The organism is Streptomyces sp. NPDC059832 (genome assembly GCF_042731715.1).
Lineage (GTDB): Bacteria > Actinomycetota > Actinomycetes > Streptomycetales > Streptomycetaceae > Streptomyces.
Window position 1 is genome coordinate 1 of the sequence record NZ_JBHWIY010000017.1, and the last position, 22050, is coordinate 22050.

The 22050-nt window shown below is 71.1% G+C and carries 24 protein-coding genes; 9 read left to right on the forward strand and 15 right to left on the reverse strand.

Going from position 1 to position 22050, the window contains the following annotated elements:
• A partial coding sequence (locus ACFV8T_RS27025; RefSeq protein WP_385332207.1) for a peptidoglycan-binding protein occupies positions 1-632 on the forward strand: 632 nt, incomplete at its 5' end.
• Between the two features lie 33 nt (positions 633-665).
• Here ACFV8T_RS27025 and mmpA read toward each other — a convergent pair.
• Positions 666-809 carry a morphogenic membrane protein MmpA gene (gene mmpA, locus ACFV8T_RS27030; RefSeq protein ID WP_266429678.1) on the reverse strand — a complete coding sequence of 48 codons (144 nt, stop codon included), beginning with the start codon at positions 807-809 and terminating at the stop codon, positions 666-668.
• 49 nt (positions 810-858) lie between these two features.
• On the reverse strand, positions 859-1536 hold the full coding sequence (locus ACFV8T_RS27035; RefSeq protein WP_385332210.1) for an endonuclease V: 678 nt from the start codon (positions 1534-1536) through the stop codon (positions 859-861).
• Between the two features lie 108 nt (positions 1537-1644).
• On the opposite strand from ACFV8T_RS27035, the gene ACFV8T_RS27040 reads away from it, so the two are divergent.
• Positions 1645-1944, forward strand: coding sequence for a YciI family protein (locus ACFV8T_RS27040; RefSeq protein WP_385332212.1), 300 nt, complete (start codon positions 1645-1647; stop codon positions 1942-1944).
• A 60-nt stretch (positions 1945-2004) separates the two neighbouring features.
• Here the strand turns inward: ACFV8T_RS27040 and ACFV8T_RS27045 are convergent, their stop codons facing one another.
• Entirely contained in the window at positions 2005-3105 is a 1101-nt protein-coding gene (locus ACFV8T_RS27045) for a WD40/YVTN/BNR-like repeat-containing protein (RefSeq protein ID WP_385332215.1), read from the reverse strand.
• Between the two features lie 174 nt (positions 3106-3279).
• Between ACFV8T_RS27045 and ACFV8T_RS27050 the strand changes: the two genes are divergently transcribed.
• Positions 3280-3696: an SsgA family sporulation/cell division regulator gene (locus tag ACFV8T_RS27050; RefSeq protein ID WP_266429666.1), complete on the forward strand. Its 417-nt coding sequence runs from the start codon at positions 3280-3282 to the stop codon at positions 3694-3696.
• A gap of 73 nt (positions 3697-3769) precedes the next feature.
• On the opposite strand, the gene ACFV8T_RS27055 is transcribed toward ACFV8T_RS27050, so the two are convergent.
• Positions 3770-4222: an ATP-binding protein gene (locus ACFV8T_RS27055; protein WP_385332217.1), complete on the reverse strand. Its 453-nt coding sequence runs from the start codon at positions 4220-4222 to the stop codon at positions 3770-3772.
• Between the two features lie 189 nt (positions 4223-4411).
• On the opposite strand from ACFV8T_RS27055, the gene ACFV8T_RS27060 reads away from it, so the two are divergent.
• The 3 genes from ACFV8T_RS27060 to ACFV8T_RS27070 all read left to right on the forward strand — a co-directional run bounded on the left by ACFV8T_RS27060 (position 4412) and on the right by ACFV8T_RS27070 (position 6724).
• Positions 4412-5263: a helix-turn-helix transcriptional regulator gene (locus tag ACFV8T_RS27060; protein ID WP_385332219.1), complete on the forward strand. Its 852-nt coding sequence runs from the start codon at positions 4412-4414 to the stop codon at positions 5261-5263.
• 9 nt (positions 5264-5272) lie between these two features.
• A complete protein-coding gene (locus ACFV8T_RS27065) occupies positions 5273-5464 on the forward strand; it encodes a hypothetical protein (RefSeq protein WP_385332221.1) in 192 nt (63 codons plus the stop codon).
• 285 nt (positions 5465-5749) lie between these two features.
• Positions 5750-6724 carry an acyl-ACP desaturase gene (locus ACFV8T_RS27070; RefSeq protein ID WP_385332224.1) on the forward strand — a complete coding sequence of 325 codons (975 nt, stop codon included), beginning with the start codon at positions 5750-5752 and terminating at the stop codon, positions 6722-6724.
• Positions 6725-6814: 90 nt separating this feature from the next.
• On the opposite strand, the gene ACFV8T_RS27075 is transcribed toward ACFV8T_RS27070, so the two are convergent.
• The 10 genes from ACFV8T_RS27075 to ACFV8T_RS27120 all read right to left on the reverse strand — a co-directional run bounded on the left by ACFV8T_RS27075 (position 6815) and on the right by ACFV8T_RS27120 (position 14860).
• Complete coding sequence (locus ACFV8T_RS27075; protein ID WP_385332227.1) at positions 6815-7315, reverse strand: tetratricopeptide repeat protein; 501 nt, start codon at positions 7313-7315, stop codon at positions 6815-6817.
• 310 nt (positions 7316-7625) lie between these two features.
• Complete coding sequence (locus ACFV8T_RS27080; protein ID WP_266429650.1) at positions 7626-7874, reverse strand: WhiB family transcriptional regulator; 249 nt, start codon at positions 7872-7874, stop codon at positions 7626-7628.
• Between the two features lie 73 nt (positions 7875-7947).
• Positions 7948-8748, reverse strand: coding sequence for a VOC family protein (locus ACFV8T_RS27085; RefSeq protein ID WP_385332229.1), 801 nt, complete (start codon positions 8746-8748; stop codon positions 7948-7950).
• A 257-nt stretch (positions 8749-9005) separates the two neighbouring features.
• Entirely contained in the window at positions 9006-10079 is a 1074-nt protein-coding gene (locus ACFV8T_RS27090) for an LLM class flavin-dependent oxidoreductase (RefSeq protein ID WP_385332232.1), read from the reverse strand.
• A gap of 4 nt (positions 10080-10083) precedes the next feature.
• Complete coding sequence (locus tag ACFV8T_RS27095; RefSeq protein WP_385332234.1) at positions 10084-10971, reverse strand: ABC transporter substrate-binding protein; 888 nt, start codon at positions 10969-10971, stop codon at positions 10084-10086.
• Entirely contained in the window at positions 10972-11727 is a 756-nt protein-coding gene (locus ACFV8T_RS27100) for an ABC transporter ATP-binding protein (protein ID WP_385332237.1), read from the reverse strand. It abuts the gene before it with no gap.
• Positions 11724-12554: an ABC transporter permease gene (locus tag ACFV8T_RS27105; RefSeq protein WP_385332239.1), complete on the reverse strand. Its 831-nt coding sequence runs from the start codon at positions 12552-12554 to the stop codon at positions 11724-11726. Before ACFV8T_RS27105 ends, ACFV8T_RS27100 begins: the two co-directional genes overlap by 4 nt.
• Positions 12551-13567: an NrtA/SsuA/CpmA family ABC transporter substrate-binding protein gene (locus tag ACFV8T_RS27110; protein WP_385332242.1), complete on the reverse strand. Its 1017-nt coding sequence runs from the start codon at positions 13565-13567 to the stop codon at positions 12551-12553. The genes ACFV8T_RS27105 and ACFV8T_RS27110 overlap by 4 nt, the downstream gene beginning before the upstream one ends.
• 21 nt (positions 13568-13588) lie before the next feature.
• On the reverse strand, positions 13589-14608 hold the full coding sequence (locus ACFV8T_RS27115; RefSeq protein WP_385332245.1) for an ABC transporter substrate-binding protein: 1020 nt from the start codon (positions 14606-14608) through the stop codon (positions 13589-13591).
• A gap of 141 nt (positions 14609-14749) precedes the next feature.
• A complete protein-coding gene (locus ACFV8T_RS27120) occupies positions 14750-14860 on the reverse strand; it encodes a putative leader peptide (protein WP_383967782.1) in 111 nt (36 codons plus the stop codon).
• A 197-nt stretch (positions 14861-15057) separates the two neighbouring features.
• Here ACFV8T_RS27120 and ACFV8T_RS27125 point away from each other — a divergent pair, with 197 nt between their 5' ends.
• The gene (locus tag ACFV8T_RS27125; RefSeq protein ID WP_385332247.1) at positions 15058-15840 is read left to right on the forward strand and encodes an IclR family transcriptional regulator; all 783 of its coding nucleotides are present in this window, start codon (positions 15058-15060) and stop codon (positions 15838-15840) included.
• A 96-nt stretch (positions 15841-15936) separates the two neighbouring features.
• Entirely contained in the window at positions 15937-18198 is a 2262-nt protein-coding gene (locus ACFV8T_RS27130; RefSeq protein WP_385332250.1) for a DEAD/DEAH box helicase, read from the forward strand.
• 49 nt (positions 18199-18247) lie between these two features.
• On the opposite strand, the gene ACFV8T_RS27135 is transcribed toward ACFV8T_RS27130, so the two are convergent.
• Complete coding sequence (locus tag ACFV8T_RS27135) at positions 18248-19348, reverse strand: multicopper oxidase domain-containing protein (RefSeq protein ID WP_385332252.1); 1101 nt, start codon at positions 19346-19348, stop codon at positions 18248-18250.
• A 194-nt stretch (positions 19349-19542) separates the two neighbouring features.
• Here ACFV8T_RS27135 and ACFV8T_RS27140 point away from each other — a divergent pair, with 194 nt between their 5' ends.
• The gene (locus tag ACFV8T_RS27140) at positions 19543-22035 is read left to right on the forward strand and encodes a ThuA domain-containing protein (RefSeq protein ID WP_385332254.1); all 2493 of its coding nucleotides are present in this window, start codon (positions 19543-19545) and stop codon (positions 22033-22035) included.
• The last annotated feature ends 15 nt before the right edge of the window (positions 22036-22050 follow it).

Consider the following 22050-nt stretch of genomic DNA (forward strand, 5'->3'; position numbering starts at 1 on the left):
GCCCGGCGCCCGCTCCCGCCGGGCCGGCCGACGGTCGCGGTGCGGCCCCCCGCTGGTGGGACCGCTCCCCCGTCAAGTTCCCGGCCCTGGCCGTCGCGTCGCTTCTCCTCCTCGCGCTCGGCTGCATCGCGTGGTGGGTGGTCCCGACCGCGGGGCAGAGCGATGCCAAGGCCACGGCGAACGTGTCGGACCGGCCGTCGGAGGGCACGGAATGGCCCTTGGCCCGCAAGGGCAATGTGCTCTGGAAGGCGCGTACGGTGCAATTGCTGCTGCGGGCGAACGGCTTCGACGTGAAGGTCGACGCCGACTACGGTCCGGCCACGGCGGAGGCCGTGAAGAAGTTCCAGTCCGCCCACGGCCTGACCCCGGACGGCAAGGTCGGAAAGGACACCTGGCCGTTGCTGATCATCACGGTCGACTCACGCACGACGAAGCCCGACGCCGTCACGGCGGTGCAGTACCTGCTGCACCACGCCGGGGTGCCGACCGACAGCACCGGTAGGTACACCCTCGCGACCATGCGATCGCTGAAGGAGTTCCAGGAGTCCCGGAATCTGCCGGTGACGGGCATCGGGGATGAGGGCACCTGGCGCGCACTGCTCAACGCCCAGGGGCCGGACCAGCACAAGTAGCCGTGACGGCGGGGGCGGCTGCGTCCTGCGGGCTCAGAGCGCCCAGGACACCAGCGTGCAGATCATCGAGACGGCCCAGACCGCTCCCGCGACCATGCCGAGGGTCATCCCCACCGCGACCCGGCGCTGAGCGAGATAGACGGTGCCGGGTCTCGTGGACGTTCGATGTTCGTTCATGTGTACCAGCTTGCCCGTCATGATCGGCAAACGGTATCCGTACGCGTACTCAGGCGGTCGCCTCCCGCAGGGCCTGCCGGCAGAGCGAGTCGGCCCTGCGGGTGGTTTCCGGCTGACGGAAGTCACGGGCCAGCAGCAGGGTGTGGGCGCAGGCGTTGTCCAGGTCCGTCCGGTGCCCGACGGAGACGAAGACGGGTTTGACGCCGTCCTGGGTGCGCAGCGCGCGGCCCACTTCCTCTTCGCCGTCGAGCAGCGGCGACCGGTCGCCGCGGTGGGGGCCCGGTTGTTCGTACGAGAAGGTGAACGGGTTCTTGGCGACGCCGATCACCGGGAGACCGGTGAGCACCCCGAGGTGGCTGGCGAGTCCGAAGCGGCGCGGGTGCGCCCGGCCGTATCCGTCACAGATCACGAGTCCGGGGTCGACCGGCAGGGATTCGAGCGCGGCCAGCACGGTCGGGATCTCCCGGAAGGCGAGGAGGCCGGGGATGTACGGGAAGGTGACCCGGCCGACGGCGGTGGTCTCGGCGACCACGTCGAGCGTCGCCGCGTCGAGGACGACCGCTGCCGCGACGACGACGTCGCGCTCGTCGTCGTAGGCGACGTCGACCCCCGTGACCCGGCCGGTGCCGGGCGGCGGGCCGGGTTCGTCGAGCACCACGCGGGCGCGCAGGGTGTCCTGGACGGCTCGCGCTTCTTCCTCGTCGGCGGGCATCGGAAGGTTTGTCATGGTGCCGCCGAGTCTACGGGCTGCGCGTCCGGCGGCCGGTTCGGCGGCGGGACCGCCGGCGGGACGGGGCCCGGAGTGCGCCGTGCCCCGTCCCGTAGCCTGGCGATCATGTTCGTACTGGAGTTGACCTACACCGCACCCGTCGAGCGCGTGGACGCACTGCTGAAGGACCATGTCGCCTGGCTGGACACGCAGTACGCGGCCGGGGTGTTCATCGCGTCGGGCCGCAAGAATCCGCGCGACGGCGGGGTGATCCTGGCCGTCGGGGACGACCGCGCGCGGATCGAGACGATCGTCGCGGAGGACCCGTTCACGGCACAGGGCGTGTGCGCGTACCGGATCACCGAGTTCATCGCGACGAAGACCGCGGACGAACTCGCGCCGTACCGCCAGCAGTTGCCCGGGTAGCGGAGAGCACCCCGCCCGCGTCGCACGCCCCCGGGCGGGCCGGGGACGTGCGCAACAGGCTCAGCGCCCCGCGTGCGCCACTCGTCCCTTCTCGCCCGCGGCCCAGCAGCCGCCGTCCGGTGTGCAGTCGACGGTGTCGTACGACCCGGTGTCCACCGTGCGCCAGGTTCGGCCGCCGTCCGTCGTGAGGTCGGTGCCGGTCGGGCCGACCGCCAGCGCGCCGGACCTGCTGTGCGGCAGCCAGGCCACACCCGAGCGGTAGGCGGTCGGCGGGGCGGCGGCCTGCCGCCAGGTGCGGCCGCCGTCGCCGGTCACGGCCGCGGCGTCCGGCGACGGCTCTCCGGCCCGGTAGTCGCCGCCGACCGCGATGCCGTGGTGGCGGTCCCGGAAGGCCAGGCCGAAGACGCCGCGGGCCGGGTCGCCGGCCGGGATCGTCGATCCGGCCGCGGTCCAGGTCAGCCCCCGGTCGGCGGAGTGCAGCACCCGTGCGGCGGCGGCGCCGCCGGTCGCCAGCCAGACGTCCCGGGGGCCCGACGAGACCAGGCACTGGCCGCTGGCCGCGAATCCGGCCTCACCGGTCTGCGCCCGCGGCATGCCCTCGGTGGGCAGCACCCGCCAGCTACGGCCGCCGTCCGCGGTGGACAGGATGCGGTACTTCCCGTCCACGGGATCGCTCATCGCCAGTCCGTGCCGGCTGTCGAAGAAGGTGAGGCAGTCGTAGAAGGCGCGCGCGTCGGTGTTACGGAACGAATCCGTCCAGGTCGCTCCCCCGTCTTCCGTGCGGAACACCCGGGAGGCCTCGCCCTCACCGATGGCCAGTGCCACCGCGCGCCGGGCGTCGAAGGCCTCGATGTCGCGGAACTCCAGCACCTCCCCGGCCGCACCGGGCGGTGACACGTCGCGCCAGTGCCGGCCGCCGTCGGACGTGCGCAGCACCGTGCCCCCGGAGCCCGCGACCCAGGCGGTGCGACGGCTGACGGCGGCAAGTCCGCGGAAGCGGGCGTCGGTTCCGGTGTCGGTGAGCGTCCAGGCCGGCTGTTCGCCGGGCCGGTGCCGGTCCCACGGCGCGGCCGCGGCTGCCGGTGTGGCCAGTGCCGCGGTCAGCGCCGCCACACAGAGCCCCCATGACATCAGTCGTCTCGTCTTCCCCTTGACCCTCATGGCGCTGGAAGCTAGCCCACGCGTTGTGCCCAGTCCAGGGTGCGCCGCCGGAAAGCGGCCGCGCGAGGGGTGCGGTGATACAGCTCACGCCACCCTCCGGTGCACGGATGAGGGACTTCCGTCGTCTGTATCAGTGCCGGGAACCGTTCATCTGGCCGAGAAAGGGAGCAGGTCTTGTTCACCGTCATCCAGCAGTCCGTGCAGGCCCGCATGGTCGCATCCGCGCCGCGGATGGAGACCCTTCCCGCCACTTTGCAGTACGACCCGAAGGATCCGTTCGCCGTTCGCATGGCGTTTCCGGCCCCTGCGACCCTGGAGGGCACCGAGGTCGCCTGGGAGTTCTCCCGCGAGCTGCTGGCGGCGGGGATGGACGGGGCGGCCGGTGCGGGGGACGTACGCGTCAGGCCGTTCGGCTACGACCGTACGGTCCTGGAGTTCCATGCCGCCGAGGGAATCGCGATGGTGCACGTCCGCACGGCGGAGTTGCGCCGCTTCCTGGAGCGGGCGCAGGAAATGGTGCCGGTCGGCGACGAGCACCGGTTCCTGGATCTCGACCGCGGTCTGACCGAGCTGCTCGGCGGCCCCTGCTGACCTCGCGTCCGACGGGCCGGCGCCGTCGGAGGGGCGGCAGGAGGTTCCGGGGCGAGCGGGCGGTGCGGAGTGTTCACCTGTGCAGTAAGGCCCAGGCCTTGCAGCCGCCGGACTGAGTCAGCGCGGGCGCCAGCCCCCAGTCCCCGCCGTGCGCGTCGACCGCGGCGGCCAGCAGCCACATGCTGTCGCTGCGGCGCTCCCGGCATTCCTCCGACTTCGCGGCCGAGCCGTGGGAGGGATGCTGGTCGTAGAGGGTGATGCGGAGCGCGTCGAACTGCCAGTGCACCCGCAGCAGCATCTCCCGGTCCGGGGTGAACCGGTAGGCGGTCGCGACCAGTTCGGAGGCGGCGAGTACGGCTGTCTCACGGAGCTCCGCGAGACCGTGCCGGGTGAGGAGGTCACCCACGGCACCGCGTGCGAGACCGGCACAGAAGGCGCCGCCGGGCAGTGCGAACGAATAACTCAGATTGCCGGCCACCGGCGGGTGGGGCCCGGCGGACGGCGGGCGGGGTCCGGCAGATGCCACGGCCGGAAGACAACGCAGTGCGCCTTTCATCAAGATGCTCACATTTCGGTAATTGTGGTGACGATCACACATAGGCGCGGTCGCCCCGTGTGAGACTTGCGCTACCGACCGTAGCGCACCATGGAGCACGGTGCTACTACTTGTGCGGTTCCGGTCATTTCGTTCCCCCTCCCTGGAAGGAATTACGCCTTGCCGCCCAGAAGCACCCCGACCGCCCGCCAGCAGCGACTCGGGCACGAACTACGCAAACTGCGCGAGCAGTCGGGTATGCCCGTACAGCAGGCCGCCGCGCTGCTCGGCGTCGACCGCACCCGCATCCCGAACATCGAATCGGGACGGTTCGGCATCAGCGCCGAGCGGGTCCGCACCCTCGCCTTCAACTACGGGTGCCCGGACACCGGACTGGTCGACCTGCTCGCCGCGATGGCCCAGGAACGCGCCAGGGGCTGGTGGGAGGAGCATCGCGGAATGCTGCTGCCGGGACTGCTCGACATCGCCGAACTCGAATACCACGCAGTGGAGTTGATCACCTCCACCACCACACACATCCCCGGCCTGCTGCAGACCGAGCAGCATGCGCGGGCGGTCTTCGACACCGCCGATCCCCAACTGCCCGGACCCGATCTGATGGCCCGGCTGTCACTGCGGCTGCGCCGTCAGGAGGTGCTGGAACGAGACCTTCCGCCGATGTACGAGTCGGTGGTCCACGAGGCGGCGCTGCGCATGCAGTTCGGCGGCCCGAAGGTGGCGAGGGCCCAACTGGACCACATCGTCGAGCAGTCCGAGCGGGACCGGATCACCGTCCGGGTGATTCCGTTCGCGGCCGGCGGTTTCCCGGGCGCCGGACAGTCGTTCACCTATGCGGGCGCCGCGGTGCCGCAGCTCGACACCGTACAACTCGATTCCTCGCATGGTTCGATGCTGCTGGACTCCGACATGCAACTGCGCCGCTACCGCGGCCTGTTGGAGCGCCTGCGCACACTCGCACTGCCCGTCGGGGAATCGCGCGACTTCATCCGATCCATAGCCCAGGACCTCTGAGGAGTGACCATGACCGACATCTGCTGGGACGAAGCCTTCTGCAGCGAGGGCGCCAACTGCTTCCGCTTCGGACTCGACGACCAGGGCAGGGCGTACATCGGCTCCACCACGGACACCACCGCCTACATCAGCGACTCCGTGGAGGCGCTTCGGGCGCTGATCTCCGCGGTGAAGTCCGGCGCGGCGGACCACCTGCTCTGACCGCGCGGCCCGACCGTGCCCGTGCCCCCGCAAGCATGTGCTCCGAGTACGCCGACAGCTCAGAGCGCCTGACGGCCGGGGGCCGGCCGGTTCCGGTTCCGGTTCCGGTTCCGGCGATCCGCCGGCGCCGCTCACCGACCCGCGTCCACCCCGGGACCTGCGTACATAACGTTACGTAACCGGGCATCGGGAGGCCGGGCTTGGCGGTGGGCTTACCGCCGCTTTAACCTACGGTCTCGTAACCTACGTATCCGTAGGTAATTCTCCCGTCCCCAGGAGTTCCCCGTGACGATCACCGCTCCCCACCTCGGCAGCCCGAAGGCGTGGACCGACGCCCAGCTGCTGTACGCCCTGGAAGAGGTGGTGGAGAAGGAGCTCAACCGCCATCTCAAGGTCGCCAAGGACTGGATGCCCCACGAGTACGTGCCGTTCTCCGACGGACGGAACTTCCCCGGCGTCTTCGAGGACGGTGAGGCCTGGCAGGCCGACCAGTCCAAGGTCACCGACATCGGCAAGATCGCGCTGGTGGTGAATCTGCTGACCGAGGACAACCTCCCCAGCTACCACCACGAGATCGCCTCCCTCTTCGGCCGCGACGGCGCCTGGGGCACCTGGGTGCACCGCTGGACGGCCGAGGAGGGCCGGCACGGCATCGTGATGCGTGACTATCTGCTCACCTCACGGGCGGTCGACCCGGACAAGCTGGAGCAGTTCCGCATGGCGCACATGGCGGAGGGCTTCGAGTCGGACAACCGCCACTCGATGCTGCACTCGGTGGCGTACGTCGCGTTCCAGGAGCTGGCCACCCGCGTCTCGCACCGCAACACCGGCCACCAGTCGGGCGACCCGGTCTGCGACCGCATGCTGGCGCGGATCGCGACCGACGAGAACCTGCACATGGTCTTCTACCGCAATCTCCTCGGTGCGGCCTTCGAGCTCGCCCCGGACCTGACGATGCAGGCCGTGCGCGACGTCGTCGTCAACTTCCGGATGCCCGGACACGGCATGCCGGGCTTCGAGCGGGCCGCCGCACAGATGGCGATCGGCGAGATCTACAACATGCGCATCCACCACGACGACGTGATCCAGCCCGTGCTGCGCTACCTGAAGATCCTCTCCATCGACGGCCTGGGCCCCGACGGCCTGAAGGCGCAGGAGGAGCTGGGCCTGTACATGGGCGGCCTGGACAGCGAGGCGTCGAAGTTCGACGAGAAGCTGGCGGCCCGCAAGGCGCGCATGGCCGCGCGCGCCGGCGCCTGACGGTCCCGGAGGACGTCGGCTGCCGTCCGCCGGACGGGCACCGCCGCGTGCCCCTGTCCGGCGGCCGTCGGCCGATGTCCCGCACCGGTCTCACACGGTTTCGTGCAGGTCCCGCGCATAGTGCTCGATCGCTGCCCGGTACCGGCGCACATACGGGTCCGTGCTGCCGGCCGCGAGCAGTTCCAGCAGCAACCGCATGGCTTCGTGGTGCTCACCGGTGTTGAAGAGGGCCATGGCGAGGAACGTCCGCAGCGCCCCGTCGTCGGGGAACTGCTCGGCACCGCCGCGCAGGACCTCGACGGCCTTCTCGTACTGCCCGAGCACCCGGTACGTGCTCCCCAGGCCGAGCAGCGCGCCCCTGCGGTCCTCCTCGGACAGCCCGGTCCCGGCCAGGCAGCGTTCGTAGAACGGCACCGCCTCGGCCTCCAGACCGAGCACATCGTGCGCCCAGGCCGTCTGATAGGCAACCTCCGCGTCCACGGGGAAGTCGGCGGAGAGGGACAGCAGTCGCTGCCGGGCCTCTTCCTGGTGGCCTTCGGTGCGCAGCCGCACGGCCGCCGCGAGCATGCTGTCCCGGTCGTGATCATTCATACGGACATCGTCCCAGGCCGGCGAGCGTGTCCGGATACGGCCCCCGCGTCACGTCGCGGCCGGCTCGCGGTCGCGCCCGCCCGACTCGATGAGCGACGCGGGCCGTCGGGTCCTCGGAGGGTCTCGCGGCGAGGACGCAGCCGGCCGATCCTGCCCCGACGACGATGTAGTCGTACTCGCTCGACTCGGACCGCTCGGTGGTCGAAGCGGACACCGCAACGATTGCACGGAGTGCCGAATTGTTGCATACGCGGGGAATGTTAAAACCTGGGTCTTTTGTTCGGATCGGTCCGGATCCGAACGGACGACCCTATGCGCGGCCGGTTCTGCGCAGCCGTTCCCGCTCCTTCTCGGAGAGTCCGCCCCATACGCCGAAGCGCTCGTCGTTGGCGAGGGCGTACTCCAGGCAGGCCTCGCGCCCCTCGCAGGCGTTGCAGAGCTGCTTGGCCTCACGGGTGGAGCTGCCGGGGGCGGGAAAGAAGAACTCGGGCCCCGCCTGGGCGCACAGCGCTGTCTCCTGCCAGGCGAATGCGGGGTCGGCCGCGGTGTTGATCAGCATGCGGTCCACAGTGCCCGGTCGCGATAAACGACTGATCAACGCCTCATCAATGCGGCGCGCCGATGACTTCCGGTCAGCTCTGCGGCGCCTGCGCACTCTTGATCAGGGCGAACTCCGCCCCGGCCGGATCGGCGACATCGGCGAACTTTCCCACACCTTCCATCTCCATCGGTTCCAGGGTCAGTTTGCCCCCCAGCCGTTCCACGTCCGCCACTGCCGCGTCGCAGTCGTCGACCTCGAAGTACGGCAGCCAGTGCGGTCCGGCCACCGCTCGGGTCGCCACCGCGTTGAGCGGTACGAAGCCGCCGAAGTCCGCCTCCGCACCGCCGCCCCTGGTCCGGATCACCGTGTACGACCCGCCGCCGCCGGGGAACGGTGCATGGGCGGTCTCCCAGCCGAAGACCGCGTCGTAGAACGCGGCGGCCGCGGGGACGTCCGGGGTGTACAGCTCGGCCCAGCACAGACTGCGCGGGACGCCCACGGCGCCCAGGCCCGGGTTCTCCTTCGGCTGCCAGACGCCGAAGAAGGCCCCCGCCCGGTCCTTGAACCCGGCCATCCTGCCGAGATCCAGGACATCCATCGGGGCGAACGGCACGGTACCGCCGGCCTGCTCGACCGCCCGCGCCGTGGCGTCGGCGTCCGCCGACCGGAAATAGACCGACCAGGACGGCTCCGCCTGCTCCTCGGTGACCGTCATCGCGCCGGCGACCGTCTTCCCGTCCAGCGTGAACATGCCGTAGCCGCCGGTCTCCGGGCCCCCGGCCACGTACTCCCAGCCGAAGAGGCCGGTGTAGAACTCGACGGCCCAGTCGAGATCGGGTGTGCCCAGATCGGTCCAGTTGGGTGCTCCGTCGACATGACGCGTGGTGAGCATGGCCGGCTCCTTCGACGATGCCCGTGCTCCGGGCTGCGGGAGTCCTTCCCGACGTTCCGAGTCTCGCACCGGGCACCGGCGACCGCAGCCCGCACCCGGGGCACGGGCCGCGTTGCCCTACTCCGTACGGAGGCGGCCTGCGGATGGCGAATTCTCGCCGTTGCATCGCGTACCGGTATCGACCCCGTGGATAATCTCCCACGACCACCGGAACGGCCCATGCGCACAGGCGCCCCCCGCTCCCGCTCCCGGTCGGGTCAGCGGGTGATCCCCAGCGCCGGAAGCACCGTCTCCGCCACCCGGTAGGCCTCCTCCAGCAGCGGGTTGCCGGAGAGGATGAAGGTGTCGACGCCCAGGTCCTGGAACTCCCCGAGGCGCTCGACGACCTGGGCCGTCGAGCCGACGACCGCCGTGCCGGGCCCCGGGCGGAACAGGCTCATGCCCGGCCACATGTTGGGGTGCGCCTCCAGCTCCCGGGCGTGCGCGGGGACCTTGCCGCCGTGCTGGCGGAACTGGCGCTGCCAGCCCACGCCGTCCTCCCCCGCCCGGTCGCCGAGCTGCCGGGCGTACGTCGCGTCGCTCGTCACGTCGAGGAGCCGGTCGGCCGCCGCCCAGGCCTCGTCCTCCGTGTCGCGGACGATGAGGTGGAGACGGAGCCCGATCCTGAGCGTACGGCCGTACGCGGCGGCCCGCGCCCTGACCCGGTCCAGCTTCTCCTTGAGCAGGTGCGGGGGCTCACCCCAGGTCAGGAAGACGTCGACGTGCTCGGCCGCCATCTCGATCCCGGGGTCCGACGAGCCGCCGAACCAGAGCGGGATGTGCGATTCCTGGACCGGTTTCAGTTCCCTGAAGGACGCGCCCGCGTTCTTCAGGTCGTAGAAGCGGCCCTTGTGGTCGAAGACCTCACCGGCGGTCAGCCGCTTCACGATCGACCAGTACTCGGCGCTCAGCTCGTACCGCTCGTCGTGCTCCACGTGGAGTCCGTACTCCTGGAGCGACTTCGTCGAGCCGTTGACGACGTTGAAGCGGAGCCGGCCGCCGAAGAGGTGGTCGAAGCTGAGGGCCATCTTGGCCAGCAGGGTGGGCGGGATCAGACCGGGGTGGACGGCCAGCAGGGGTTTGAACCGGGTGCTGGTGGAGGCCGCCAGCGCGCTGCCGAGCGGCCAGACGTCGTACAGGTCGGTGGCGAGCAACGCACCGCTGTAGCCGAGGCGTTCGACCGTGCCCGCGAGCTGGGCGAGGTAGCCGAGGTCGACCGGGCGCCGTCCCTCGGGCTCCCAGGGATAGGCGCCTTCGCGCGGGATGATGTACCAGAGGACTTCGGTCGCCATGTCGTCACGCCGCCTTGTCCGTGCCGGCACCGGCCAGGGCGTGGGCGACGGTGACCGGGCGGTCGATGAAGCCGGTGCGGTGGAAGATGTCGGCCGCCTCCTGTTGTTCGGCGATGAAGGCTTCGGTGACGGGCTCGATCTTCCAGGGCAGGGCGCGCAGCGCGGTCTCCCAGTCGTCGGCGGATCCGCCGAGGTCGGCGGCGGCGATCTCGGCCGCCCGGCGGGGGTTGGCCGCCGCCCAGTCGTCGGCGCGCCGGAGGGCGCGGGTGAGTGCCTCGATCACCTCGGGGCGGCTCTCGGCGAGGTCGCGGCGGGCGAAGAAGACGGAGCGGTCGGTGATGATGTCGCCGGTGCGGACCAGGGTGCGCAGACCGCCGGTGCGGCGGGCCGCGGCGAGCTGGGCGCCCTGGGCCACCCAGGCGGCGATGGCACCGGTGCGCAGCAGTTCCTCGCTGGTGTCGTCGCTGCGGACGGCGGTGATGTCGTCGGCGTAGGAGAGCCCGGCGTCGTCGAGCGCCTTGGCGATCAGGTGGGTCTGCCAGGAGCCGATCGCGAGGTGGACGGTGGTGCCCTTGAGGTCGGCGACCGTGTGCACGGGGCTGTCCTCGGGGACGAGCAGCGCGCCGTGGTCGGGGCGCGGGGCCGAGACGGCGGTGTAGACGATGTCGTGGCCGGCGGCCTGGGCGGTGACCGGCGGGGTGGAGCCGGTGCCGCCGAAGTCGATGACGCCCCGGCTGAGGAGTTCGCCGGTGCGGACGCCGTTGGTGTACGGGTGGAAGACGACGCTCTCGCCGAGCGGGGCCAGCTCCTCCTGGGCGAGGCCGAGCCGGGAGAGGTGGTACAGGTGGTAGAGGGACGGGTTGCTGCTGTGCACACCGATGGTGATGGTCATTCAGATCACTCCGACTTCGGTACGTTCGGGGGACTTTGCGGGGGGCGGGGTCGTCTCGACCCCGAGGTCGTCGAGGAGCCTGCGGCGCAGGGCTCCGAAGGCGGGGTCGCCGGGGTCGCGCGGCCGGTCGACGGTGACCGGTTCGTCGGTGATCAGCCGGCCGTCGCGCAGGACGGCGACCCGGTCGGCGAGCCGTACGGCTTCGTCCACGTCGTGGGTGACCAGGAGGACGGCGGGCCGGTGCTTGCGGCACAGCTCTCCCACCAGGTCCTGCATCCTGAGCCGGGTCAGGGCGTCGAGTGCGGCGAACGGCTCGTCGAGCAGGAGCAGTTCGGGTTCGCGGACCAGGGCGCGGGCGAGGGCGACGCGCTGCGCCTCGCCGCCGGAGAGGGTGGCGGGCCAGGCGTCGGCGTGCCGTTCGAGGCCGACTTCGGCCAGGGCCCGCAGCCCGTGCCCGGAGCGGCCGCGCGGCAGGGCCACCGTCACATTGGCGAGGACCTTCTTCGACGGTACGAGGCGGGGTTCCTGGAAGACGACGGTGCGGGCCTCGGGGACGAGGACCTCTCCCCCGTCGGCTCCGTCGAGTGCGCCCAGAATGCGCAGCAGGGTCGTCTTGCCGCTTCCGCTCGCGCCGAGCAGGGCGACGAACTCGCCCCGCGCGATGTCGAGTCGGAGTCCGTCGAGGACGGCGCGGTCGCCGAACACGCGGCGCAGTCCGCGCACCCGTACCGCTGCCTGGGGGGTCCGGTCGGTCATCGGGTGGCTCCCTGTGGGATGCGCCAGGGCATCAGCAGGCGTTGCAGCAGCCGTACGACGATGTCGGCGGTGAGTCCGAGCAGTCCGTAGACGAGGATGCAGACGGCGAGGATGTCGGTGCGGGCGTAGCTCTGCGCCTGGGACATCAGATAGCCGATGCCGGCCGTGGCGTTGATCTCCTCGGCGGCGATCAGGGCGATGACGCTGAGTGTCATGGAGAGCCGCAGCCCGGCGAGCAGCGACGGCAGGGCGCCGGGCAGGACGACCTCGCGCACGAGGGCGAACCGTCCCATGCCGAAGCTGCGCATGGCCTCGATGAGTTTGGGGTCGGTGTTGCGCACCCCGCTCGATGTCGACACGTACATCGGGAAGGTGGTGGCGACGGCGATGAGGAGGATCTTCGCGGTCTCGTTGATCCCGAACCAGACCATGAACAGGGGTACCAGGGAGAGGAACGGGATGGTGCGCAGGGTCTGGATGGAGGAGTCGAGGAGTTCGTCGCCGAGTCGGGTGAATCCGGTGGTGATGCCGAGGACCAGCCCGGCGGCGAGCCCGATGAGGAGGCCGATCCCGGAACGGGTCAGGGAGGTGGTGAGCGCGTCGGGCAGCTGCCCGTTGCTCCACAACTCCCCTACCGCACGCAGCACTTCGGCGGGCGATGCCAGGACGTCGGGGGTGAGGAGCCCGGTGGCGGACGCCGCCCACCACAGGACCAGGAGGGCGAGGGGGCCGAGGGTCCGGACGGTCGCGGAGCAGGTCCGGCTGCGGGCCCTGCGCCGCTGGGGGCGGGGCCGGACGAGGCCCGGGTGCAGGCCGGTGTCGCTCATTTCAGCTTCTCGATGTCGAGGAGGTGGGCGGCGACGTCGACCTTGTCCGTGGTGACCTTCTGCTCGGCGTAGAAGCCGGCGACGTCCTCGAAGCGCTTGATGTCCTCGGGTCCGATGGGGTCGACCGTGCCGCCCTTGCGGGTGAATCCGGTCTGGACCTCCTTCGCCCTGCCGGTGACGGCGGTCGGTCCGACGTCCGTGAAGACGTTGAGGTACGCGGCCGGGTCCTGCTTCTCCTTGGCACTGGCGTCGTGGAGGTACTGGTAGAGCGCCTTGACGATCCCGGGGTGCTGCTCGGCGAAGCCGGTGCGCACGGCGTTGAGGCTGTAGTTGTCGGAGCCGATCGCGGCGCCGTCGGCGACGAAGTGCGCCTTGCCGCTGCCGATCTCGGCCACGGCGTAGGTCGCCCAGACGGCCCAGGCGTCGACCTTGCCCGCGTTGAAGACGGCGGCCGTCTGGTCGGGTCGCAGATAGACCCGATCGACCTTGCCGGCCGGGATGCCGGCCTTGGCGAGAGCCTTCAGCAGCAGGTACTCGCCGGTGCCGCCCTGGTTGACGGCAACCTTCCTGCCGACCAGGTCCTTGACCGATGCGATGGGGGAGCCGTTCCTGACGAGGATGCCCTCGCCGGCCGCATCCGGGTCGACCGCGGTGAAGAACTTGAAGCCGGGGCGCTGGGCGAGCGAGGTGATGCCGGAGGTGATGGAGCCGGTCGCGATGTCGAGCTGGTCGGCGTTCATCGCCTGGGCGGCCGGGGCGAAGGGCCCCGCGCTGCCGGTCCAGCGCACCTTGGCGCCGGCCTCGGCGAGCGCCCTGTCGAGGCTGCCGTCCTTCTTGCCGAGGGCGAGCACACCGGAGTTGCCGGGGTCGGGGATGCGGATGTCCACCGTGCCCTTGGCGCCGCCCTCACCGCCGGCGGCCTCGGAGGAGCCGCAGGCGGTGAGGGCGAGGAGTGCGGTGGCCGTGAGAAGCGCGGGGGCGACGGCCGTGCGCAGTGGTCGGGGCAGGTTCATGGTGTCGGGGGTCCTCACAGCTCAGGGGGCGGGAACGCGGTGGGTGACGCGGGAGGCGGCCAGTGCGGTGGCGCGGCGCAGCGGCTCGGGGTCGGCCCAGGCCGTGATGTCGACGGGTCCGGGCAGGAAGCCGTGGGCGCGCAGCCCGGCCTCCTGCTCGGCGAGCAGGGCCAGGCGGTCCGGGGAGAGGTCGGGGTGGAGGGTGAGATGGGTGCCCGGCCGGTAGGCCCCGGCGACTCCGTCGGCGCCCGCGCCGGTCTCGGCGCCGAGGATCCGGGCGACCTCGGCGGGCTGTCCGGTGGCCCAGTCGGCGGCCCTGAGCAGGACGGCGAGGAAGCGGTCGACGAGGCCGGGGTGGTCGTCGAGGAGCTGCTGGTGGACGGTGATGGGGCGCGGGGTGCCGTTGTTGATCCGGAACCGGCGGTCGGCCAGTTCGTCGAGTTCCACGGCGACCTCGGCGCCCTCCCGCCGGGCGGCCTCGACGGCCAGCGCGCCCTTCACGTACACGGCGTCGACGTCACCGCGCCGCAGCGCCGCCAGTTCGGCGGCCCACTGGCCCGGGTGTCCGGCGGCCGGTACGTCGACGAACGTGGCGTCGTCCGGTGCGAGTCCGGCGGCGGCGAGCGCGCCCTCGAAGCCGCGCAGGGCCATGGCCCGCCAGAAGTCGATGGCGATGTCGTGCACGGGAACGGCGAGCCGCAGCCCGCGCAGGGCCTCGACGCCCCGGATCCCGGAGCCGGGACCGACGAGTACGGCCTGCCGTTCCTCGATCCAGGTGAGACCGATCAGCCGGGTCCGCTCCCCGCGTGAACGGGCCCACAGGGCGGGCACGTTGCCGCCTTCGCGGAACAGGCCCGGCAGGGCGTGGGTGAAGTGGGCGGCCCGGTCGGCGCCGGGCGCGGCGTCCTGGAGGGACCGCACCGTGATGCCGTCGGGGGCGAACTCTTCGGTGAGCCACCGGCGGTCGGCGGCGATGCCGGTCGCGGTGGGGACGGGACAGCGGGTGAACCAGAGCGTCCGGGGCAGGACGGCATGCGTCATGGGGGTCTTCCCGAGGGGTCGGCGAAGCGGAGGGTGTCGTGGCGCGTACGCCGGGATGCGGACACCGGGTACGGCCGAAGGCCCCGGCCGCGCCGGAACGCGGCGGAGGGAGATGAGGAGAACGCGAAGGAAGGGAGGGTGTCAGCGACAGGCGGCGCTGGAGACCCGCGCCAGGTCGATGTGACGGCGCAGCGTCAGGGCGAGCAGGACCGGAGCGGCGTGGGCGGGGGTCACGGTTCGGCGACCGGCCATGGCACTGCTCCCTTCTGCTCGTCGATGATGACGTGCTGCAGACTGCCACGCGCCGAGGCCGCCCCACAACTCGCTTCCCATGATGTGGGATTGGGTGTGAACGCAGTGTTTCATCACCCGGTTTTCCGGATCCCCAACTCCCGTAATGTGGCAATCGCATGCCCCGTCATCCCCTCACGAGCGGAGAGTGAACCGATATGACCGAGGCCGCGGCAGTGCGTGCTCCCGGCGGCGCGCAGGCGGTACGGCGCGCCCTGGACGTCCTGCACTGTTTCCACGACAACGGCCCCGATGTCAGCGCCTCCGACCTCGCCCGCCGCCTCGGGCTCTCCGTCTCCACTGCGCACCGACTGGCCCGCACCCTGCTCGGCGCGGGCTTCCTGGAACAGGACGCCCGTACGTCCCGCTACCGGCTGGGCCCCGCCGTGACCGAGCTGGGCAGGCTCTCGTACCACCAGCGCGGTCTGCATCTGGCCGCCCCCGAGCTGACCGATCTCGCCGAGCGCACCGGCGCCACCGCCGACCTGGCGCTGCGCAGCGGCCCCCATGCGGTGATCGTCGCGGGCGGTTCGGTCGCGCCGAAGGTGGGGCTGCGCAGGCCGCTGCACTCCACCGCGCTCGGCAAGGTCCTGCTGGCCTGGGCCCGGCCGGGTGAGGGCGGGCCCTCCTCGCTGCCTCCGCTGCCCGCGTTCACCGACCGTACGATCGTCGAACCGGCGGCCCTGGAGGCCGAGTTGGCGAAGGTGCGGTCCGATGCCTACGCGCTCAACGACGGCGAGTCGGCCCACGGGGTGCGGACCCTGGCGGTCCCGGTCCTGGACGGCGCCGGTCATGCCCGCTTCGCCCTGGCGGTCCGGGCCACACCGACCGTGATCACGGACGCGCGCACCGACTGGTTCCTGGCGCAGGCCCGCTCCTGCGCACGGGCCCTGGAGGTCCTGTTGCTCTCCCCGGCTGAGCGCCGGCCGCCCGCGCCCTGAGCAGCCGGGACTGTCGGTGCCGCGTGGCACGATAGGGATCGTCCGGGCAGGTGCCGGGCAGGACGGCAGCCGGGCTGCGCGGACAGAGGGACGTACATGACACAGGCCGGACCGACGGAGGACGGGGCGCCCACGGGAAGGGCCGCCCGGGAGCTGCTGACGCGGGCCGGGCTGCTGCTGGAAACCGCGCGCGCCGTGCTGGCCGATCACACCCGCGCCGTCGATGCCGTGCACACCGCGCTGAAGCCGCTGCTCGACTCGCTCGTGAGCCGGGAGCTCGCCGCCATCCCGGCCTCCCGGCTCAAGGACGTCACCGAGGGCAGGCTGCGGCTCGGCGCGGTCGAGCAGGCCGGTTTCACCACCGTCGGCCAGGTCCACGAGGCCAACCGCTACGAGCTGCGGCAGATCCCCGGGGTCGGCGCGCAGACCGCCGACCAGGCGCTGGCCGCGGCCGGTCAGATCGCCCACGCGGTGCGGGACACGGTCGCGGTCCGGATAGACGTGGATGCCCCGGACGACGCCACGACCGCGTTGGTCGTCGCACTGCACCGGCTGGTCGACGCCGGCCCCGACGTCCGGCGGGCCGTGGACACGGCGGGCCGGCTCGTCGGGCGCCTCGAACCCCTGCTGGCCGCCGCGGGACCGGCGCGTGGCCGGCTGCGCATGCTGTTCACCGGGCGGCAGGCCCGCTCCCTGGCGCTGGAGGCCGTCACCGAGGTGCGGACCGCCGTCGCCGAGGCGGAGGGACGCGAGCTGCCCCTGCTGTTCGGGCAGGTCTCGGTCGATCTGCTGCGGGCCCCGGAGTCGGACCTCGCGGCCTGGGTGGACTTCGAGCTGCGGTCCGCCGAGTACTACAGCCTGCTCGCCGAGATGTCCGGAACCGGCCCCGACCGGGACGCGGCCGAGGGGTTCCTGCCGTCCGGGATGGCGGACCGGGTGCGCGGTCTGCGGCTGGACGACGCCCATCTCCGTGTCTCGCTGCGCGGCTACCAGTCGTTCGGCGCGCGGTTCGCGCTCGCGCAGAAGCGGGTGATCCTCGGTGACGAGATGGGGCTCGGCAAGACCGTCCAGGCCATCGCCGCACTCGCGCATCTCTCGGCGCGGGGCGAGACGCACTTCCTGGTGGTCTGCCCGGCGAGCGTGCTGATCAACTGGGCGCGCGAGGTCCGCGCCCGCTCCACGCTGCGCACCCTGCCGGTGCACGGCCCCGAGCGCCAGTCCGCCTTCGACGAATGGTGTCGCGGCGGCGGGGTCGCCCTCACCACGTTCGACGCCCTGCACACGCTGCCGGCCGCTGCGGACTGCGGCATGCGGCCCGGCATGCTGGTGGTCGACGAGGCCCACTACGTCAAGAACCCCGCCACCCGCCGGTCCCGGGCGGTGTCCGGCTGGACGCAGCAGACCGAACGGGTGCTGTTCCTGACCGGTACGCCCATGGAGAACCGCGTCGAGGAGTTCCGCAGCCTGGTCCGTCACCTCCAGCCGGAGCTGGCCCCCTCGATACACACCACCCATGGAGCCGCCGGTTCGCTCGCCTTCCGCAGGGCGGTCGCCCCGGCCTATCTGCGGCGCAACCAGGTGGATGTGCTGACCGAACTCCCGGCGCTGGTACAGGTCGACGAGTGGGAGGAGTTCAGCCCCGGTGATCTCGACGCCTACCGCGAGGCGGTGGGCGCCGGGCAGTTCATGCGGATGCGCCGGGCGGCGTATGCCCGGCCCGCCACGTCCGCGAAGCTGAACCGGCTGCGTGAGCTGGTGGCCGAGGCCGCGGACAACGGCCTGAAGGTCGTGGTGTTCTCCTACTTCCGCGACGTGCTCCACACGGTCGGACAGGCCCTGGAATCACCCGTGTTCGGCCCGCTCTCGGGAAGCCTGCCGGCCGCCCGCCGCCAGCGGCTGATCGACGACTTCGCTGCCGTGGACGGCCATGCCGTTCTGCTCAGCCAGATCCAGGCGGGCGGCGTCGGGCTGAACATGCAGTCGGCGTCGGTCGTCATCATCTGCGAACCGCAGATCAAGCCGACGATGGAGCACCAGGCGGTGGCCCGCGCCCACCGGATGGGTCAGATACGGACCGTCCAGGTGCACCGGCTCCTCGCGGCCGACAGCGTCGACGAACGGATGCTGGACATCCTGGCCCGCAAGGAGCGGCTGTTCGACCTCTACGCCCGGCGCAGCGACGTCGCCGAGACGACGCCGGACGCCGTGGACGTGTCGGACGGGGCTCTGGCCCGGCGCATCGTCGAGGAGGAACAGCTGCGCCTCGCGACCGGAACGGTCACGACCGCCGGGACGGACGGGGCGGAACAGGCGGGCGAGGCGGACGGGGCGGCCCGGAAGGTGGCGCCGGAGAGCTGACGCCGTCAGGGCCTGCGGCCCGACGGCGTCGGGACCCCGGACCGGCGGCTCAGGATCCGTGCGCCGCCGGGGCGTGCGCGCCCGTCCCCATCCCGGGTGCCATCTTGCCCGGTGCCATCTTGCCCGGTGCCTCCTTGCCCGGTGCCTCCTTGCCCGGTGCCTCCTTGCCCGGTGCCTCCTTGCCGTGGGCCGCCATGTCGTGCGGGTCGTAGCCCGGCACGGTGCCGTCCGGCTTGGCGACCAGCAGCAGTCCGGCCATGCCCATGTCAGAGTGGCTCTGCACATGGCAGTGGTACATCCAGGCGCCCGCGCCCACGTGTTCGCCCGCGATGACCTGGAAGCCGAAGGAGTCCGCCGGGCCGACGATCTTCGTGTCGATGACCCGGCTCGGGTCGTCGGGGCCGGTGAGCAGGCCGGTCCGGTTGTCCGCCCAGCGATGACCGTGGATATGGAACGTGTGGTAGTACTCGCCGTGCGTGATCATGACCACTTCGAGCCGGTCCCCCACCGTGGCCGCGAAGTTCGGGCTCTCGTGGGCCGCCTTGTTGTTGATCGTCATGTCGTTGAAGACGATCGTGATCGTCTTGTCCGGCAGGATGTCGCCCTTGCGCCGGACGATCAGCGGACCGTAGAGGCCCTTGCGAATGCCGCCCGTGCCGTGATCCGTGCCGACGACATGGTCGTGGTAGTGCCAGTAGCCCGCGCTGCCCGGCTGCCAGGTGCCGTCCTTGCGGCGGCCGGCGACGTGGGTGCGCCAGGTGTAGGTACGGGTCCCGCCCGGCTCGACGATGCTCTTGTTCATCCGGGTGCCGTCGCTCGCGATGTCGTAGTCGACACCGTGCGCGTGGAGACTGACCGGCACGTCCGCCGTGTTCTCGAACTCGATGTGCAGGGTGTCGCCCTCGTTGATCTCGATGAGCGGCCCCGGCACCGACGCCTTCCCCTTCTCCAGCCCGTACCCCATCTGACCGTCCGCCAGCTTCTCGGCGTACAGCTTGAGATGGCGGACCGCACCGCCCGCCGGGGCGGTGTCCAGCGCGGGTTCCGCCGAGCTGGCCTCGATCGAACCGAGGGACAACGATGTCAGGCCGGTCGCGGCCGCCACCCCGCCGCCAACCAGCATCCGCCGGTTGAAGCTCCTTCTGTCCATGCCGAACTCCCCACTGTGCCAAGGAATTTGGAGCGCCGACTCGCCCCGGACGGCCCACACCGTAGTCGGAGGATCTCAGTTTATCCACACCCAGGACAAAGTTCGTGGAATTGCCGCCATAGCTATTGGCGAGCCGCGAAAAGAGGTCTAGCTTCATGCGCTGTTGCAGTGACCAAAGAGGGGTGGGTGACCACATGCAGCGCACACCACATCACAGGTCCAGATCGCGACGTGGACTCGCGGCGGGCCTCGCGGCCGGCGCACTGACCGCTTCCCTGCTCGGCGCCGGCACAGCCGACGCCAGGCCCTATCCGGAGCCGCCGGGCTCCCTGGCGACAACGTTGTCCCTGCCATCGCCGCCGGGCGGCGCCGACGTCAAGGTGCTGGTGTTCCACGCCTCCGCCACCGAGGAGTCCCCGACGGTCGACGCCGGGATCGCGGCGATCGAGAAGATCGGCCTCACCGGCCCGGAGGCCGGCCGGTTCAGGACCGTCGCCACCGACGATCCCGCGGTCTTCACCAAGGGCAAGCAGCTCGGCAAGTACAACGCCGTGGTCTTCCTGACCGGCGGCGGCGATGTCCTCGACCCGGAGCAGGAGGCCGGTCTGGAGGCGTACATGGAGGCCGGCGGCGGCTTCCTCGGCATCCATGACGCCGCGCGCACCGAGCCGTACTCGGACTGGTTCACCGGCCTGGTCGGCGCCCGCCCGGCGGCGAACAGCCCGACCTCCGTACAGCGTGCGACGGTCGAGATCGGTGACCGGCAGCATCCGGCGACCAAGAACCTTCCGCTGGAGTGGAAGCGCCCCGACAAGTGGCTGAACTGGACGAAGAACCCGTCCGGCGACGTGCACACCGTGGCCCGTGTCCGCGAGATCACCTACAAGCCGGGCGCGAGCGCCAACGGCTGGGACCACCCGGTCTCCTGGTGCCGCGACTACGACGGCGGCCGGTCCTTCTACACGGCGATGGGCGGTACGGTCGACAGCTTCGCGGAGACCGACTTCCGCGACCATCTGCGCGGCGCGCTGGACTGGACGACCCGGATCTCGCAGGCCGACTGCAAGGCCACGATCGACGCCAACTACAAGGCCGAGCGCGTCACCCAGCCCAACCAGCCGGGACAGAACGACCAGATCGGCGAGCCGCACGGCCTGGTCGTCGCCCCCGACGGACGCGTGCTGTACATCGGGCGCGGCGGCGCCGACAGCAGCAGGCCGGTCGTCACCGACTGGAACGACCCGGACATCGGCAAGGGCCTGGGACAGATCCACGTCTACGACCCGAAGACCAAGAAGGTCACCCTCGCCGGTGAGCTGACCATCTTCGGCAACAAGGGCGGCGGCGACGAGCTGGTCAAGGTCGAGGAGGGACTGCTCGGCATCGAACTGGACCCGGACTTCGAGAAGAACGGCTGGGTGTATCTGCACTACACCCCGCACGCGAAGCTGGACCGCGACAAGCAGATGGCGGTGCGCCAGGTCTCCCGCTTCACCATGGACCTGTCCACGAACAAGCTGGACCTGTCCTCGGAGAAGGTACTGCTGCACTGGCCCGTCCAGGTCCACAGCTGCTGCCACGCGGGTGGCGGGATGGCCTGGGACTCCAAGGGAAATCTGTACATCGCGACCGGTGACAACAACTCCTCCGGCTTCAGCGACGGTTACTCCGGGAACAACCCGCAGCCGAGCTACAAGGGCGTCTCGTTCGCCGACGCCCGCCGCACCGCGGGCAACACGAACAACCTCAACGGGAAGATCCTCAGGATCCACCCGGAGGACGACGGCACCTACACACTGCCCGAGGGCAACCTCTTCACCGGCAGGGAGCCCGACGAGGGCGGTGGCAGGACCCGCGGCGAGATCTATGTGATGGGCGTGCGCAACCCGGCCCGGATCTCCATCGACAAGTCGACCGACACGCTGTACGCGGGCTGGGTCGGCCCCGACGCGGGCGCGCCCTCCACCACCTGGGGGCCGGCCAAGTACGACACGTTCGCCGCGATCACGAAAGCGGGCAACCACGGCTGGCCGTACTGCATGGGCAACAAGCAGCCCTACCGGGACCGCAATCTGCCGGATCCGACGAAACCGCTCGGCTGGTACGACTGCGACCACCCGAAGAACGAGTCGCCGAACAACGACGGTCTGGTGAATCTGCCGCCGGTCACCTCCAACACCATCTGGTACTCGCCACAGGGCGGTGGCGTGGACTACCCGCGCGACGCGAACGGCATCCCGAGCTACAAGGTCGAGGACCAGAAGCAGCTGCTGCCGTGGCTCAAGGGCGGCGGCCAGGCCACGATGAACGGCCCGGTCTACCGGTACGACGCGGCGAGCACCAGCGCCGACAAGTGGCCCTCCTACTGGGACGGCAAGTGGTTCGTCGGTGACTTCTACGACGACACCCAGCCCCGCCACGCCGTGCTCACCGACCCGAAGACGGTCGGCAAGGGCGGTCTGCCCACGCACGCCGAGTCCCTGCGGAAGATCATCCCGGTCGGGGCGGACGGCATCCGCAACCTGATGGACTGGAAGTTCGCCCCGGACGGTTCGCTGTACGTCCTGGACTACGGGCGCGGCTTCTTCACCTCCGACTCCAAGTCGGCGCTGTGGCGTGTGACGTACAAGGGCGGCGGTCCGACCCCGGCCGCCGAGGATCTGGCCAGGAAGGCGGCAGTGCGGTGAGACATCGTCCGGTCC

Coding starts and splice junctions, on each gene's coding strand:
- ACFV8T_RS27075 (WP_385332227.1), bottom strand. CDS start 7,315: ATGAATGATCACGACCGGGACAGCATGCTCGCGGCGGCCGTGCGGCTG.
- ACFV8T_RS27140 (WP_385332254.1), top strand. CDS start 19,543: ATGCAGCGCACACCACATCACAGGTCCAGATCGCGACGTGGACTCGCG.
- ACFV8T_RS27095 (WP_385332234.1), bottom strand. CDS start 10,971: ATGACCATCACCATCGGTGTGCACAGCAGCAACCCGTCCCTCTACCAC.
- ACFV8T_RS27125 (WP_385332247.1), top strand. CDS start 15,058: ATGACCGAGGCCGCGGCAGTGCGTGCTCCCGGCGGCGCGCAGGCGGTA.
- ACFV8T_RS27065 (WP_385332221.1), top strand. CDS start 5,273: ATGACCGACATCTGCTGGGACGAAGCCTTCTGCAGCGAGGGCGCCAAC.
- ACFV8T_RS27130 (WP_385332250.1), top strand. CDS start 15,937: ATGACACAGGCCGGACCGACGGAGGACGGGGCGCCCACGGGAAGGGCC.
- ACFV8T_RS27080 (WP_266429650.1), bottom strand. CDS start 7,874: ATGCTGATCAACACCGCGGCCGACCCCGCATTCGCCTGGCAGGAGACA.
- ACFV8T_RS27120 (WP_383967782.1), bottom strand. CDS start 14,860: ATGGCCGGTCGCCGAACCGTGACCCCCGCCCACGCCGCTCCGGTCCTG.
- mmpA (WP_266429678.1), bottom strand. CDS start 809: ATGAACGAACATCGAACGTCCACGAGACCCGGCACCGTCTATCTCGCT.
- ACFV8T_RS27085 (WP_385332229.1), bottom strand. CDS start 8,748: ATGCTCACCACGCGTCATGTCGACGGAGCACCCAACTGGACCGATCTG.
- ACFV8T_RS27110 (WP_385332242.1), bottom strand. CDS start 13,567: ATGAACCTGCCCCGACCACTGCGCACGGCCGTCGCCCCCGCGCTTCTC.
- ACFV8T_RS27100 (WP_385332237.1), bottom strand. CDS start 11,727: ATGACCGACCGGACCCCCCAGGCAGCGGTACGGGTGCGCGGACTGCGC.
- ACFV8T_RS27090 (WP_385332232.1), bottom strand. CDS start 10,079: ATGGCGACCGAAGTCCTCTGGTACATCATCCCGCGCGAAGGCGCCTAT.
- ACFV8T_RS27105 (WP_385332239.1), bottom strand. CDS start 12,554: ATGAGCGACACCGGCCTGCACCCGGGCCTCGTCCGGCCCCGCCCCCAG.
- ACFV8T_RS27040 (WP_385332212.1), top strand. CDS start 1,645: ATGTTCGTACTGGAGTTGACCTACACCGCACCCGTCGAGCGCGTGGAC.
- ACFV8T_RS27035 (WP_385332210.1), bottom strand. CDS start 1,536: ATGACAAACCTTCCGATGCCCGCCGACGAGGAAGAAGCGCGAGCCGTC.
- ACFV8T_RS27115 (WP_385332245.1), bottom strand. CDS start 14,608: ATGACGCATGCCGTCCTGCCCCGGACGCTCTGGTTCACCCGCTGTCCC.
- ACFV8T_RS27135 (WP_385332252.1), bottom strand. CDS start 19,348: ATGGACAGAAGGAGCTTCAACCGGCGGATGCTGGTTGGCGGCGGGGTG.
- ACFV8T_RS27045 (WP_385332215.1), bottom strand. CDS start 3,105: ATGAGGGTCAAGGGGAAGACGAGACGACTGATGTCATGGGGGCTCTGT.